The 13102-nt window shown below is 62.1% G+C and carries 13 protein-coding genes; 1 reads left to right on the top strand and 12 read right to left on the bottom strand.

The window, feature by feature from the left end:
• Positions 1-74: 74 nt before the first annotated feature.
• The 4 genes from accD to IB265_RS22245 are packed head-to-tail and all read right to left on the bottom strand — an operon-like array spanning position 75 to position 3775.
• Positions 75-989, bottom strand: coding sequence for an acetyl-CoA carboxylase, carboxyltransferase subunit beta (gene accD / locus IB265_RS22260; protein ID WP_057252047.1), 915 nt, complete (start codon positions 987-989; stop codon positions 75-77).
• Between the two features lie 50 nt (positions 990-1039).
• Positions 1040-1879 (bottom strand): tryptophan synthase subunit alpha, encoded by an 840-nt coding sequence (gene trpA / locus IB265_RS22255; RefSeq protein ID WP_057252046.1) that lies wholly within the window; start codon positions 1877-1879, stop codon positions 1040-1042.
• Positions 1880-1883: 4 nt separating this feature from the next.
• Positions 1884-3104 (bottom strand): tryptophan synthase subunit beta, encoded by a 1221-nt coding sequence (gene trpB / locus IB265_RS22250; RefSeq protein ID WP_057252045.1) that lies wholly within the window; start codon positions 3102-3104, stop codon positions 1884-1886.
• Positions 3101-3775: a phosphoribosylanthranilate isomerase gene (locus tag IB265_RS22245; protein WP_057252044.1), complete on the bottom strand. Its 675-nt coding sequence runs from the start codon at positions 3773-3775 to the stop codon at positions 3101-3103. Before IB265_RS22245 ends, trpB begins: the two co-directional genes overlap by 4 nt.
• 157 nt (positions 3776-3932) lie before the next feature.
• Here IB265_RS22245 and IB265_RS22240 point away from each other — a divergent pair, with 157 nt between their 5' ends.
• Complete coding sequence (locus tag IB265_RS22240; RefSeq protein ID WP_058321604.1) at positions 3933-4127, top strand: YqaE/Pmp3 family membrane protein; 195 nt, start codon at positions 3933-3935, stop codon at positions 4125-4127.
• Positions 4128-4150: 23 nt separating this feature from the next.
• Here IB265_RS22240 and IB265_RS22235 read toward each other — a convergent pair whose 3' ends face one another.
• From IB265_RS22235 to IB265_RS22200, 8 genes are all read right to left on the bottom strand, one after another.
• The gene (locus tag IB265_RS22235) at positions 4151-4903 is read right to left on the bottom strand and encodes a M48 family metallopeptidase (protein ID WP_057252043.1); all 753 of its coding nucleotides are present in this window, start codon (positions 4901-4903) and stop codon (positions 4151-4153) included.
• 104 nt (positions 4904-5007) lie between these two features.
• Positions 5008-5427 carry a DUF2852 domain-containing protein gene (locus tag IB265_RS22230; protein ID WP_057252042.1) on the bottom strand — a complete coding sequence of 140 codons (420 nt, stop codon included), beginning with the start codon at positions 5425-5427 and terminating at the stop codon, positions 5008-5010.
• A gap of 146 nt (positions 5428-5573) precedes the next feature.
• Positions 5574-6848: a polyhydroxyalkanoate depolymerase gene (gene phaZ / locus IB265_RS22225; protein ID WP_057252041.1), complete on the bottom strand. Its 1275-nt coding sequence runs from the start codon at positions 6846-6848 to the stop codon at positions 5574-5576.
• 333 nt (positions 6849-7181) lie between these two features.
• Positions 7182-8204 (bottom strand): zinc-binding alcohol dehydrogenase family protein, encoded by a 1023-nt coding sequence (locus IB265_RS22220; RefSeq protein WP_057252040.1) that lies wholly within the window; start codon positions 8202-8204, stop codon positions 7182-7184.
• Between the two features lie 32 nt (positions 8205-8236).
• The gene (locus IB265_RS22215) at positions 8237-9214 is read right to left on the bottom strand and encodes an ABC transporter permease (protein WP_057252039.1); all 978 of its coding nucleotides are present in this window, start codon (positions 9212-9214) and stop codon (positions 8237-8239) included.
• A gap of 40 nt (positions 9215-9254) precedes the next feature.
• Positions 9255-10808 carry a sugar ABC transporter ATP-binding protein gene (locus IB265_RS22210; protein ID WP_057252038.1) on the bottom strand — a complete coding sequence of 518 codons (1554 nt, stop codon included), beginning with the start codon at positions 10806-10808 and terminating at the stop codon, positions 9255-9257.
• Between the two features lie 95 nt (positions 10809-10903).
• A complete protein-coding gene (locus IB265_RS22205; protein WP_057252037.1) occupies positions 10904-11893 on the bottom strand; it encodes an ABC transporter substrate-binding protein in 990 nt (329 codons plus the stop codon).
• A 167-nt stretch (positions 11894-12060) separates the two neighbouring features.
• Entirely contained in the window at positions 12061-13080 is a 1020-nt protein-coding gene (locus IB265_RS22200) for an aldo/keto reductase (RefSeq protein WP_057252036.1), read from the bottom strand.
• Positions 13081-13102: the final 22 nt, after the last annotated feature.

Raw genomic sequence — 13102 nt, 5'->3', positions numbered from 1 at the left:
GTCTGGCGGAGATGTTTCATTCTTGTTCTGCACAACTGCGGGAAAACCGGTTTACGCTTTTCCCGCAATAGCCTTTAAGCGCTTGCCGCGACCGGCAAGGCAGCCGGCTGCGTGCCGCCGTTGAGCTTCGAGGCTTCTGCCGGCTTCTTCATCAGGATCTTCAGGACCCGGGCAAGCGTCGACGGCAGATCATGGCGTTTGACGACCATGTCGACCATGCCGTGCTCCAGCAGGTATTCAGACGTCTGGAAACCTTCCGGCAGCTTCTCGCGCAGCGTCTGCTCGATCACGCGCTTGCCGGCAAAGCCGATTTCGGCGCCAGGCTCGGCCATATGGATATCGCCAAGCATCGCATAGGATGCGGTGACGCCACCGGTCGTCGGGTTGGTGAGCACGACGATATAGGGAAGACCGGCTTCCTTCAGCAGGTTGACGGCAACCGTGGTGCGCGGCAGCTGCATCAGCGACAGGATGCCTTCCTGCATGCGGGCGCCGCCCGATGCCGGGAAAATGACCAGCGGGCACTTCTCGGCGATCGCTCTTTCGAAGGCCTTGATAATCGCCTCGCCGGCAGCCATGCCGAGCGAACCGCCAATGAAGTTGAACTCGTGCACGACGGCGACGAGCTTGACGCCCTGAACGCGGCCGAGACCGGCGACGATCGTGTCTTCGAGCTCGGTCTTCACGCGGCTGTCGCGCAGACGGTCGGAGTACTTCTTGGAATCGCGGAACTTCAGCGGGTCCTGAGCAACCTTCGGCTGCGGAAACGCTTCATAGATGCCGCCGTCGAACAGGTCCTTCAGCCGAGCCTTGGCCGGCATCTTCATGTGGAAGCCGGACTGCGGGATGACCCACTTGTTTTCTTCGAGATCGCGGTGGAACACCATCTCGCCGGTTTCCGGGCACTTGATCCAGAGATTTTCCGGAACTTCCCGGCGGCCCAGCATCGAGTTGATCTTCGGCCGAACGTAGTTTGTGATCCAGTTCACTTAGTAACTCCTGAAGATTTCCTTCGGGTTGTGCGCGCTAATATAGGCAATTATTCGGCTGCTGCGAGGCGTGCGGACCGCACGCCTGCCGAGAGCCCTCTGACCAGCGCTTCAACACCCGGAACCGTCGCGTCCGTCGCCTTGCCCTCTTCGGTCAGGCTCGACGCGATCTGGTTGACGATCGCCGTACCGACGACCACGCCATCGGCGGATGCTCCGATGGCCCTTGCATGCTCCGCCGTCTTGACGCCGAAACCGACGCAAACCGGCAGGTTGGTGTGCGCCTTGATACGGCCGACTGCGCCGGCAATCAACGACGGATCGGGCAGAGCCGAACCTGTGATGCCGTTCATCGATACGTAATAGACGAAACCGGAGGTGTTTTCGAGCACCTTCGGCAGGCGACGGTCGTCCGTGGTCGGCGTCGCCAGGCGAATGAAGCTGATGCCCTTCGCAAGCGCCGGGATGCAGAGTTCATCATCCATCTCCGGCGGCAGATCGACGACGATCAGGCCGTCGATGCCGGCGGCGAGCGCATCCGTCAGGAAGCGGTCGACGCCGTAGATATAGATCGGATTGTAGTAGCCCATCAGCACGATCGGCGTGCGCTGGTCGTCCTCGCGGAAGCGGCGGGCGATCTCGAGCGTCTTGGCAAGCGTCTGGCAGCCCTTCAGCGCGCGTTGACCGGCAAGCTGGATGGCCGGGCCATCGGCCATCGGGTCAGAGAAGGGCATGCCGAGTTCGATGACGTCGGCGCCGGCCTTCGGCAACGCCTTCATGATCGAGAGCGACGTCTCGAAATCCGGATCACCGGCCATGAAATAGGTGACGAGGACCGGCCGTCCCTCGGCCGCCACATCGGCAAATCTCTTGTCCATGCGTGCGGTCATGATCTTACAGCCCCATTCCCAGTAACTTGCCGACGGTGAAGATGTCCTTGTCGCCGCGACCGGAGAGGTTCATCAGGATGATCTCGTCCTTGCCCATTTTCGGCGCACGCTTGATGACCTCGGCAAGCGCATGCGACGGCTCGAGCGCCGGGATAATGCCTTCGAGGCGGGTCAGCGTCTGGAACGCCTCGAGCGCTTCGTGGTCCATGATCGGCACGTATTCGACGCGGCCGACATCGTTCAGCCAGGCATGTTCCGGGCCGATGCCGGGGTAGTCGAGGCCGGCAGAAATCGAGTGGCCTTCCTTGATCTGGCCGTCGCCGTCCTGCAGCAGATAGGTGCGGTTGCCATGCAGCACGCCGGGCGAACCGGCGGTGATCGACGCGCAATGCTCGTCGCCCTCGATGCCCTTGCCGCCGGCTTCGACGCCGACGATCTTGACGCTTTCATCATCAAGGAACGGATGGAAGATGCCGATCGCGTTGGAGCCACCGCCGACGGCAGCAACGACGAGATCCGGCAGCCGGCCTTCGGCGGCGAGCATCTGTTCCTTGGCTTCCTGGCCGATGACCGCCTGGAAATCGCGGACCATTTCCGGATAGGGATGCGGGCCGGCGGCCGTACCGATCAGATAGTAAGTGTTGTCGACATTGGTGACCCAGTCACGCAGGGCCTCGTTCATCGCGTCCTTGAGCGTGCCGCTGCCGGCGGTTACCGGCTTGACCTCGGCACCGAGCAGCTTCATGCGGAAAACGTTCGGCGCCTGGCGCTCGACGTCGGTCGCGCCCATGTAGACGACGCAAGGCAGGCCGAAGCGGGCCGCGACTGTCGCCGAAGCAACGCCATGCTGGCCGGCACCGGTTTCGGCGATGATGCGCGTCTTGCCCATGCGCTTAGCCAGCAGGATCTGGCCGATGCAGTTGTTGATCTTGTGCGAACCGGTGTGGTTCAGCTCTTCGCGCTTGAAATAGATCTTGGCGCCGCCGAGCTCAGCCGTCAGCCGCTCGGCGAAATAAAGCGGGCTCGGCCGGCCGATATAGTGAGCGCCGAGATGCGCCAGTTCCGCCTTGAAGGCCGGATCGTCCTTTGCCTTGTTCCACTCGGCCTGCAGGTCGAGGATCAGGGGCATCAATGTCTCGGCCACGAAGCGACCGCCAAAAATGCCGAAACGGCCGTCCTCGTCGGGACCGCCCCGGAAAGAATTCAACTTTGGCGCCTGGTTCACGTCCTGCTCCCTGACCGTGGCATGCCCGCCTCCGCCTGGCGAACGGCATTGAAAAACGATTCCATGAGCTTCAGATCCTTGACGCCCGGCGCGCTCTCGACGCCGGAGGAGATATCGATGGCGCGGGCGCGGGTCTGCACCATGGCCTCGCCAATGTTACTGGCGTTGAGACCACCGGAAAGCATGTAATCGACGCTTCCGTCAAGCGCGTCGAGCAGCTTCCAGTCAAAGGAAACGCCGTTACCGCCGGGCAAATCGGAACCTTGAGGCGGCTTGGCATCAAAGAGGAAGCGATCGGCAATGCCGATGTAGGGGGCGATCCTTTCGAGGTCCGATGCATCGCGCACCGAAAGGGCCTTCATGATAGGAAGCCCGTACATCGCCTTGACCGTCAGCAACCGTTCCGGATCTTCACTGCCGTGGAGCTGCAGGATATCCGGGTTGAGCGCCGAAACGATCTCGTCGAGTTCGTCATTGTCGGCATTGACCGTGACCGCGACGATCTTCGCCTGGCCGCGAATGCGGTCTGCCAGACGGCCGGCATCGTCAGGCTCGATGTTCCTGGGACTCTTTGGAAAAAAGATGAAGCCGGTATGGGATGCACCGAGCGCGACAGCACGCTCAACCGCTTCCGCGGTCTTCAGCCCGCATATCTTCACTTCGGTTTTCATGAGAAGCGACCTTGCATGAAATGTCGCGCGAGTCGAGCCAAAAACCGACGCGCAAGGCCCAGCCAGCGCCCCCTGCAACGATGGCCCGACGGCCGTTGCGCCCCTTGCGCGACAGGCGAGCTTTCACCATATGCATTTTACCACAATGGAGAGACTGATGCGCCTGTTGCTCGCGCTAATCCTGCCCTGGCTGCAGTTTTTCACCATCGGCCGTCCCTTTGCCGGCCTCGTCTGCCTGATCCTGCAGCTCACCCTAATCGGTTGGGTTCCGGCAGCGATCTGGTCGGTCTATGCGCTCAGCCAATACAAGACCGACGAGAAGATCCGCGACGCTCTGCGTTACCGCGCGTAACGCGCCATCGCTCTCCGCCTGGTTCAGTCGAAGTCGATCGCGTGAAGCATCGTGCCGTTGCGGCGGAGCCAGCGCTTGGCATCCTCCGTATCCGGGCACAGCCTCCCGCACAGCGTCCAAAAATCGGGGCCGTGGTTCATCTCCTGCAAATGTGCGACCTCGTGCGCTGCAAGATAGGCGATGACCTTCGGCGGCGCCATGACGATGCGCCAGGAGAAGCTCAGCGCCCCATCGGCCGAACAGGATCCCCAGCGGCTGCGGGTGTCCTTCAGCGACAGCGACTTCGCCCGTCGGCCGATGCGGCCGGTATAGATTGCCACCAGCCGATCAAGATCCTGACGGGCTTCCTTCTTGAGGAAATCGACGATGCGCCGATTCAGGTGCTCCTCGCCGCCGCTGACGCGCAGCACCGGTTCGTCATCGATCAAGACCGCTTCCGTCAGACCGCGGATATTGCCGGTCCGCTCGATCCGGTGGGAGATGCCTCGGATCAAGATGGAGCCGCCCTCCTCGATTTGGCTTTCGCCGGAGAAACGCGCGAGCTTCGTCATCAGCCAGCCCTGATGGCGGTTGAGAAAGGCGTTGACCTCACGCTCCGGCAAGCCTTGGGGGATCGTCATCTTTAGCGCCCGGCCGCCGGGCTCGATGCGCAGTGTCATGCGGGTCGCGCGCGCGTTCTGCTTGATCGTCAGCGGCAGGGACTTGCCGGCAACGTCGATCTGCCGCGTCATGGCGGGTGGAGCAGGTTGAATGCGCCGCTTGAAAGAAGGGAACATGCAGGCTTTCTAACCGATTCGCTGGGGCTTCGCCTACAGCGTCGAAAGGCGCGCAATGGATAATCCGGCGTTTCATGTGAAACGCCGGAAGCGTTGTCTTCGGATTAGTGAGCTTCGACCACCGGGCCGGAGCCGCCGTTCTTGCGGTCGCGCATGAAGCGGTCGAACTCTTCCTGGTCCTTGGCGCGGCGAAGCTCGCGCACATAGGTGTCGAACTCTTCGCGCATCGCGTCGAGCTTGCGGCGTTCCTCGTCGAGGCGGGCAAGCTCGGCTTCACGCCAGTCGTCGAAGGCGACGTTGCCGGTGCGATGCGTCCAGTTGGAACGGCGTCCATTGCGCTTGAATGCAGAGCACATGCCATCCACCGTGTCGTTGGCGTCTTTCTTGAAAGTCTTCAGCTTTTCGCCGAACAGGATGTAGGCGAGCATGGCCAGACCCAGTGGCCAGAAGACCACGAAGCCGAGCACCATCAGGGCGATGGTCGCGGGCGTCCAATCCGGACGGATCATTGCAGATTGGTTCATCTTCAGGATTCCTCGCAATCATCCGGGCCACCCATGCGGCCCGATGAAAACGATGTGGGAAGGCGCCCTTGGCTGTGCAAGACGCCCTCCCCCGGATTCGAACAAACCCTTGACTCTACGCGGTCAAAACGGCCCCGATCGCGAGGTTAGGCCAACTTGCCGCCCTTGATGAGCTGCTTCACCGGCTTCACGTGCCGCGAGTGCTCGCGGTGGAAAGCGACGATGCGCGGCGCGATTTCGCGGCGGAAGCGCGATCCGTTGAAGACGCCGTAGTGGCCGACATCCGGCTGCATGTAGTGCATGCGCATGTGATCAGGGATGTTGGTGCAGATCGTCTGCGCCGCCTTCGTCTGGCCAACGCCGGAAATGTCGTCGTTCTCGCCTTCGACGGTCAGCAGCGCGACCTTCTTGATCGCCGTCGTATCGACGCGCTTGCCGCGATGCATCATCTCGCCCTTCGGCAGCGCGTGCTGCATGAAGACCACCTGCACGGTCTGCAGGTAGAATTCGGCCGTCAGGTCCATGACGGCCAGATACTCGTCATAGAAGTCCCGGTGCTTCTCGGCGGCGTCACCATCGTTCTTCACCAGATGCGCGAAGAACTCTTTGTGGGCGATCAGGTGCCGGTCGAGGTTCATCGACATGAAGCCAGAGAGCTGCAGGAAGCCCGGATAGACCATGCGCATGAAGCCCGGCTGCGGCCACGGCACCGGCATGATGACGTTGTCGCGGAACCATTCGATCGGCCGCTGTTCGGCAAGCTGATTGACGCCCGTCGGATTGATGCGGGTGTCGATCGGTCCGCCCATCAGCGTCATCGTCGCCGGCGACAGCGGATCGTCCGCCGCTTCCATCAGGGCGACGGCGGCGAGCACAGGCACTGCCGGCTGACAGACGCCGATCACATGGGTGTTCGGGCCCAGGAAGTGCAGCATCTGGATGACGTAGTCGATGTAATCGTCGAGATCGAAAGTGCCTTCGCTGAGCGGCACCATGCGGGCGTCGATCCAGTCCGTGATGTAGATGTCGGAATGCGGCAGCAGGGCTTCCACGGTGCCGCGCAGCAGCGTCGCGTAGTGGCCGGACATCGGCGCCACGACCAGAACCTTCGGATCGGCGGCACGCCCCTTGGGCAAGGCGCGCTCGAAATGGATGAGGTTGCAGAAGGGTGAGCGCCAGACGATGCGCTCGTAGACGGAGACGGACATGCCGTCGACCTCTGTCGCGGGAAGTCCGAACTCCGGTTTGCCATAGCGGCGGGTGGAGCGCTCGAACACTTCGAGCCCGGCGGCAGCGGCACGGCCGAAATAGGTGTGCGAGATGGGGTTCATCGGATTGCTGAAGGCAAGCCGCATGGCATCGGCGGCCGTACGCCACGGCGCCATCATTGCATGGTTCAATTCATAGAGCTGGTAGAACATGGGAAGCGTACCCCTTGGTTCAATCGACGACAACGCCGCTCCCGGTCGGACGCAAGCTTGCGATTGTTTGTCTTGGTGTCCGCAATCTCTGCCAGACTACCACTTTTCTTGTGCAGTGCAACAAATATACCCGTCTCGCCTCGATACAAGGCCTCAGGCCAGAATGAATCTGGATTCCTGACGATTTGCAAACGAGCTTGTCCGAAACTGGCGGTTTTCCGCAATTTTCGTGCGTTGAGAACCGATGCCGGGCATTTTCAGGGAAAAAATGGCGACTCCGAAGAGCGAATGTCCGGTGCGGCCTCTGCGGCGATGCAGCAAAGCCGCCATCGCTCATGCCGCTGCCACCTTGACGATTGCCTTGACCAGACCCGACTTTTCTTCCGCCCATCGCGGCAGATCGGCGACCGCGCCATCCAGCGTCGTGCGGTGGGTGATCAGCGCCTCGACCGGCACGAGGCCGGAAGCAATCGATGCGACGACATGATCAAAGTCCTGGCGGGTCGCATTGCGGCTGCCGACCAAGGTCATCTCCCGCTTGTGAAACTCCGGATCGGAGAAGTGTATCTCGTCCTTGACAACGCTGACGAAGACCAGCGTGCCGCCATGGGCAACATAGGCGAAGGCGGCCTGCATCGAGCCACTATACCCCGTGGCATCGAAGACCACGTCGAAACCATCCCCTCCTGTCGCTTCGGCTATGCGTGACCCCATATCGGTTCCCGCGACGATGCCATTGGCAAAGCCGAGCTTCTCGGCAGCAAAATCCAGCCGTTCGTCGCTGGTATCGACAAGCGTCACTTGATGGCCGGCAATGCGCGAGAAGATCGCAGTGCCGAGGCCAATCGGCCCTGCGCCGATGACCAGCGCCCGTGAACCCGCATCCGCGGATGCTCGGCGCACCGCATGGGCACCGATCGCCAGGAACTCGACCGTTGCCGCAGCTTCGGCAGACAGACCATGCGCCGGATAAAGATTACCCTCCGGCACGATGATCTCTTCGCAGAAGGCGCCATCCGTATGTACGCCGAGAACCTTGATGGCGGTGCAGCAGTTCTGTTTGCCCTGGCGACAGGCAACGCAGTTGCCGCAGCTGAGATAAGGGTTGACCACGACAGGCGTACCAGGCGCGATCTCTGTGCCGCGGCCACCGGAAATGACCGTTGCCGAGATCTCGTGACCCATGACCCTCGGGTATTCGAGGAACGGATGTTTGCCGGCGAAGATATGGTAGTCGGTGCCGCAGATGCCGACATGGTTGACGGATAGACGCACCCACCCGTCAGGTACGTCTTCAGCCGGTAGGCGGTCGACGACCTCCAGGCGGCCGGGTTCGAGGCAGAGCACGGCTTTCATGGCAGTTCTCACGGAATGTTCGGCGGCAGCGCCTAGCGGGCGCTGCGGCGCCGGAGTTGGTCGAAATAGACGATGACGATGATCAGCGCGCCGGTGATGATGCGCTGCCAGAACGAGTTGACGTTGAGAAGATTGGCACCGTTGTTGATCGTCGCGAGGATGAAAGCGCCGAGCAGCGGCCCATGAACCGAGCCGACGGCCCCGAACAGACTGGTGCCGCCGATGACCGACGAGGCGATCGCCTGCAGTTCCCATCCCTCGGCTTGCGTCGCGTTGCCGATGCCGATGCGCGAGGCGAGCAGCAGGCCGACGAAGGCGGCGCAGGTCGATGACAGGATATAGGCGAGATAGATGGTGCGGTGCACGTTGACGCCGGAGAGGCGCGCCGCCTCGCTGTTGGAGCCGACCGCGAAGAGATAACGGCCGAAGCGGCTCAAGTGCAGGAAGACATAGGCCGGGATCGCCACCACGATCACCATCCAGAACAGGCTCGGCACACCGAGGAAATCCGCGCGAGAGAAGTTGGTGAAGGCTTCATTGGTAATCGAGATCGTCGAACCGTTGGTGATCAGCAGGCCGATCCCGCGCAGCGATGTCAGGGTCGCAAGTGTTATGATGAAGGGCGGCAGACCCATGCGCACGATGCCGAAGGCATGGAAGGCGCCGATCAGCACCCCGAAGGCGAGCGTGAGGATGATGGCGGCCCAGAGCGGCACGCCAGCCGCAAGCAGCCAGGCGACGATGACGCTGGTGAAGCCGACCACGGCCCCCACCGAAAGATCGATGCCGGCGGTGATGATGACGAAGGTTTGGCCAACCGCGAGGATGGCCGTCATCGCCCCCTGGCGCAACAGGTTGCTGATGTTGTTTGGCGTCCAAAAACTGTTGGTGGCAAGGCCCAGCAGTAGCCAGAGGAACAGAAGCAGCCCCAGGAGGGTGAGGCCGAACAGAATGCTCACGCCCTTGCGTGGCGCCGCGCTGGCGCCGCTTTCCACCGTTTCCGCACTCATCGTCTTCCTCCCTGCGTCCCTCAGATTTCTTTTTATGTGTTCAAACACCGATCGCCTGCGTCAGCACTTCCTCGTGGCTCGCGGCGCGATAGTCGTGGCTAGCAACCAGCCGGCCGCGCCGGAACACGTGCAACCTGTCCGCAAGCTCGTAGACTTCAGGCAGATAGGACGAGATCAGGATGATGCCTGCCCCGTTCTCCAGAAGCCGTGCGAACAGGCGGTAGATCTCGGCCTTGGTGCCCACATCGACGCCGACGGTCGGCTCGTCGAAGATGAAGAGCTTGGCGCCATGGCTCAGCCACTTGCCGATAACGATCTTCTGCTGGTTGCCGCCGGACATGGCCGACGTCAGGACTCGTCGCGACGGCGTCTTGATCTTCAGGTCGCGGATCTGCCGGTCGGCATTCTCCCGCTCCTGCTGGCCGTTGATCGTCAGGCCACGCGTCAGCCGGTTGAACACCGGCAGATTGATGTTGAGGCCGATCGGCAGATTGAGGCACAGGCCCTGATCGCGGCGGCTTTCCGGCGCGAGCGCGATGCCGAGATTCATGGCGACACGCTCGCTGGCGATCTCGACCTTGCGCCCCTTCCAATAGACCTCGCCGGCGCTTGGACGATGCCGACCATAGAGGCCGAGCGCAAACTCGCTGCGCCCCGCTCCGATCAGCCCATAAAGGCCGACGATCTCGCCGGCGCGAACGGTCAGCGATACATCCTGAAAACCGGGCCCACTCAAGTTCCGCGTTTCGACGATGACCTCGCCGGGCGGAAAATGCTCCTTGTGATAGATCTGCTCGATGGTGCGGTTAATCATCAACGCGATCAGCTCCGCCTCGTTCGTCTCCCCGATCTTGCGAGTGCCGACATGGGTGCCGTCGCGCAGCACCGAGACGCGGTCGGCAATCTCGAAGACCTCCTCCATTCGGTGGCTGATATAGACGATGGTCACGCCTTCGGCCTGAAGCCTCTGGATCAGCCGGAAGAGCTGCGCCGATTCCTGTCGGGTGAGATAGGCGGTCGGCTCATCGAAGATCAGGAACTGCGTGCCACGCATGGCGGCGCGCGCCGTGGCGACGAGCTGCTGCTGGCCAATGGTGAGACTGCCGAGCACCGCGCCGGCCGGCAGATTGAAGCCGAGATCGTCGAGCACGCGCTGCGCCGCATCGGTCATGGCGCGCTTGCGCATCAGGCCGTTACGATTGATCTCGTCGCCGAGGAACATGTTGGCCGCCACAGACAGCTGCGCACAGAGTACGACCTCCTGGTGCACGGCGTTGATGCCGCGCTCGATCGCCTCATGTGGCGTGCCGAGCTGAACGGGTTTGCCGCACCAGAAGATTTCGCCTGACGTGCGCTTGATGACACCGGTCAGAAGTTTGATCAGCGTCGATTTGCCGGCGCCGTTCTCGCCCACGATGGCGTGGATCTCGCCGGATAAGAACGTCAGCGAGGCAGGCTTCAGCGCTTCGACGGCGCCATATTTCTTCTGCAAAGCGCGCAGTTCCAGAATCGGCTCCCCTTTGGGAACCGGATGACGCGTCGCCACCTGCAGGCCCTGGGTCCTGGTGTCGCGCGCCTCTTGCAACTCGGTCATCTGCGCATTCCTCCCATCGCAGAGATCGCTTGCGACCGGTCCTCGTTCCCGGTCGCAAGCGGGTGGGGCGGGCAATGGGCCCGCCGCGGCCGTCGTCACTTGACCTTAGGGTTCAAGAGAGCGTCGATCTTCGGTTCGGCCATATTGGCTTTGGTCACCAGATTGGCACCGGTGTCGACATTCGCCTCGACTTTTTCGCCCTTGGAGACGGCCAGTGCCGTCTTCACGCCATCATAGCCCATCCGGTAGGGATCCTGAACGACGAGACCCGCCAGAACCCCTTCCTTGAGGAAGCCGACGGTCTTGTCGTCGCTGTCGAAGCCGATCACCTTGATCTTGTCGCCGAGTTTGTTTTCGGCGATCGCCTGACCGACGCCCTGCGCCATGATCAGGTTCGACGCGAACACACCGACAAGGTTCGGATTGGCGGTGATCAGGTCGGTCATGATGTTGAGGCCGGTGGTCGCCTGCCCGTCGGCGTATTTGTCGACGACGACCTTGAAGCCCGGGTACTTGGTCTTGACCTGATCGAGGAAGCCTTCACGGCGCTGGTCGAGCGAGCCGACACCCGGAAGGCTGGTAATGATGGCGATTTCGCCCTCTTCCTTGCCGCTCATTTCCTTCACGGCGGCCGCAAGACCGTCGGCGGCAATACGGCCGCCCTGGACGTTGTCGGTGGTCAGGAACGAGGAGAATGCCTTGGAGTCGGCGCCGGAGTCGATACCGATGATCGGGACGGCCTTGGCCGCCTCATCGATCGGCTTGCCGAGTGCCTTGAACTCCGTCGGCGAGATCACGACGGCAGCCGGCGCGCCGGCAACCGCGTTTTCGAGAATGCTGATCTGGCCGTTGATGTCGGACTCGGACTGGGCGCCGAGTTCAGGTACATTGACACCCAGATCCTTGCCGGCGGCGCGGGCACCAGCAAGCACGATTTGCCAGTAGAAGGACGTGGTGTCCTTGACGATGATCGGGATCGTCACGTCCTGCGCAAAGGACGCGGCCGGCGACATGCCGGCGATCATCGCGGCACCGGCCAAAGCGGTGAAGGCGCGACGGGTAAGGCTGCTTTTCAGAATGCTCATCCCAGGTTTCTCCTCTCAGTGCACCGTGTTCCATTTCTTGGAGATCGATCGCAGGTGCTAGCTATCGACCTTTTATCGATAAAAAACATATTGGAATGCTAATACGACAATTCCGGCTTGGCAAGCTGCCGGAACAGCATTTCAGACCGAAACGCGGCCCCCGCCCGCTAAACGCGAACAGCCTCGTCGCCGAGCTCCGGCGCGACCAGCGTGAACGGTTCAAAAGCCGCGAAATCGGCCGCGGAAAACCGGTGTTCGGTGAGCGCCATGTTGCGCCTCAGACTCTCCGGCTTGGCGGTGCCGACCAGCACGGAGGCGACCTTGGGATGGCTCAGCGGAAACTGCATGGCTGGCGCGGCAAGCGGCACGTTCATACCGCGCGCGACCACCTCCATGGCACCGACCTTTTGCCGGATATCTTCCGTTGCCGGCATGTAATCGAAATGCGCCCCCTCGACCGGGCCCGTTGCCAGAATGCCCGAGTTGAAGACCCCGCCGACGACAAGCGAGGTCTGCTTCTTTTCACAGAGCGGCAACAGTTCGGCGACGGCCGAGCGGTCGAGCAGTGTATAGCGGCCGGCAAGCAGGATGCAGTCGATATCGGCCCGCCGCATGACCTCCAGGCAGACCGGTACCTCGTTCACACCGAGACCATAGGCGACGATCGCTCCTGAGGATTTCAGCTCCTCCAGCGCCTTGAGGCCGCCGTCCAGCAACTGCCTGATATAGACGGCATTGCGGGCGGCACCGTGGGTGTAGCCGCCGATGTCGTGGACATAGAGGATGTCGATGCGGCTGAGTCCGAGCCGGGCGTAGCTGAACTCGACGGAGCGCATGATGCCGTCATAGCTGTAGTCGTATCTGACATCGAAATTGAGCGGCTTCACATAGGAATAGTCTGGCACCTTGTCTTCCGGCACCGGATGGAGGAGCCGGCCGACCTTGGTGGAGAGCACGAATTCGTCGCGCGGCTTTTCGCGCAGGAAGTCGCCGACCCGGCGTTCTCCAAGCCCGAGGCCGTAAAAAGGCGCCACATCAAAGTAGCGCATACCCGACTGCCAGGCCGCGTCCAGCGTCGCCATGGCAGCGTCGCGGGTGCACTCCCGGTAGAGCCCGCCGAGACCGGCGGCGCCGAAGCTGTACTCGGTCACCGATAGTCCGGTTCGACCGATCCGTCTCGTCTGCATTCCCTGTTCTCCTCCTCCAAGG

Source organism: Ensifer sp. ENS10, from assembly GCF_014852025.1.
Lineage (GTDB): Bacteria > Pseudomonadota > Alphaproteobacteria > Rhizobiales > Rhizobiaceae > Ensifer.
This window is presented reverse-complemented; position numbering and strand designations above follow the sequence as displayed.

What these genes read in the sequence shown, in the direction of transcription:
- trpA (WP_057252046.1), bottom strand. Translation starts at nt 1,879, where the DNA reads ATGACCGCACGCATGGACAAGAGATTTGCCGATGTGGCGGCCGAGGGA.
- IB265_RS22245 (WP_057252044.1), bottom strand. Translation starts at nt 3,775, where the DNA reads ATGAAAACCGAAGTGAAGATATGCGGGCTGAAGACCGCGGAAGCGGTT.
- IB265_RS22240 (WP_058321604.1), top strand. Translation starts at nt 3,933, where the DNA reads ATGCGCCTGTTGCTCGCGCTAATCCTGCCCTGGCTGCAGTTTTTCACC.
- IB265_RS22235 (WP_057252043.1), bottom strand. Translation starts at nt 4,903, where the DNA reads ATGTTCCCTTCTTTCAAGCGGCGCATTCAACCTGCTCCACCCGCCATG.
- IB265_RS22230 (WP_057252042.1), bottom strand. Translation starts at nt 5,427, where the DNA reads ATGAACCAATCTGCAATGATCCGTCCGGATTGGACGCCCGCGACCATC.
- phaZ (WP_057252041.1), bottom strand. Translation starts at nt 6,848, where the DNA reads ATGTTCTACCAGCTCTATGAATTGAACCATGCAATGATGGCGCCGTGG.
- IB265_RS22220 (WP_057252040.1), bottom strand. Translation starts at nt 8,204, where the DNA reads ATGAAAGCCGTGCTCTGCCTCGAACCCGGCCGCCTGGAGGTCGTCGAC.
- IB265_RS22215 (WP_057252039.1), bottom strand. Translation starts at nt 9,214, where the DNA reads ATGAGTGCGGAAACGGTGGAAAGCGGCGCCAGCGCGGCGCCACGCAAG.
- IB265_RS22210 (WP_057252038.1), bottom strand. Translation starts at nt 10,808, where the DNA reads ATGACCGAGTTGCAAGAGGCGCGCGACACCAGGACCCAGGGCCTGCAG.
- IB265_RS22205 (WP_057252037.1), bottom strand. Translation starts at nt 11,893, where the DNA reads ATGAGCATTCTGAAAAGCAGCCTTACCCGTCGCGCCTTCACCGCTTTG.
- IB265_RS22200 (WP_057252036.1), bottom strand. Translation starts at nt 13,080, where the DNA reads ATGCAGACGAGACGGATCGGTCGAACCGGACTATCGGTGACCGAGTAC.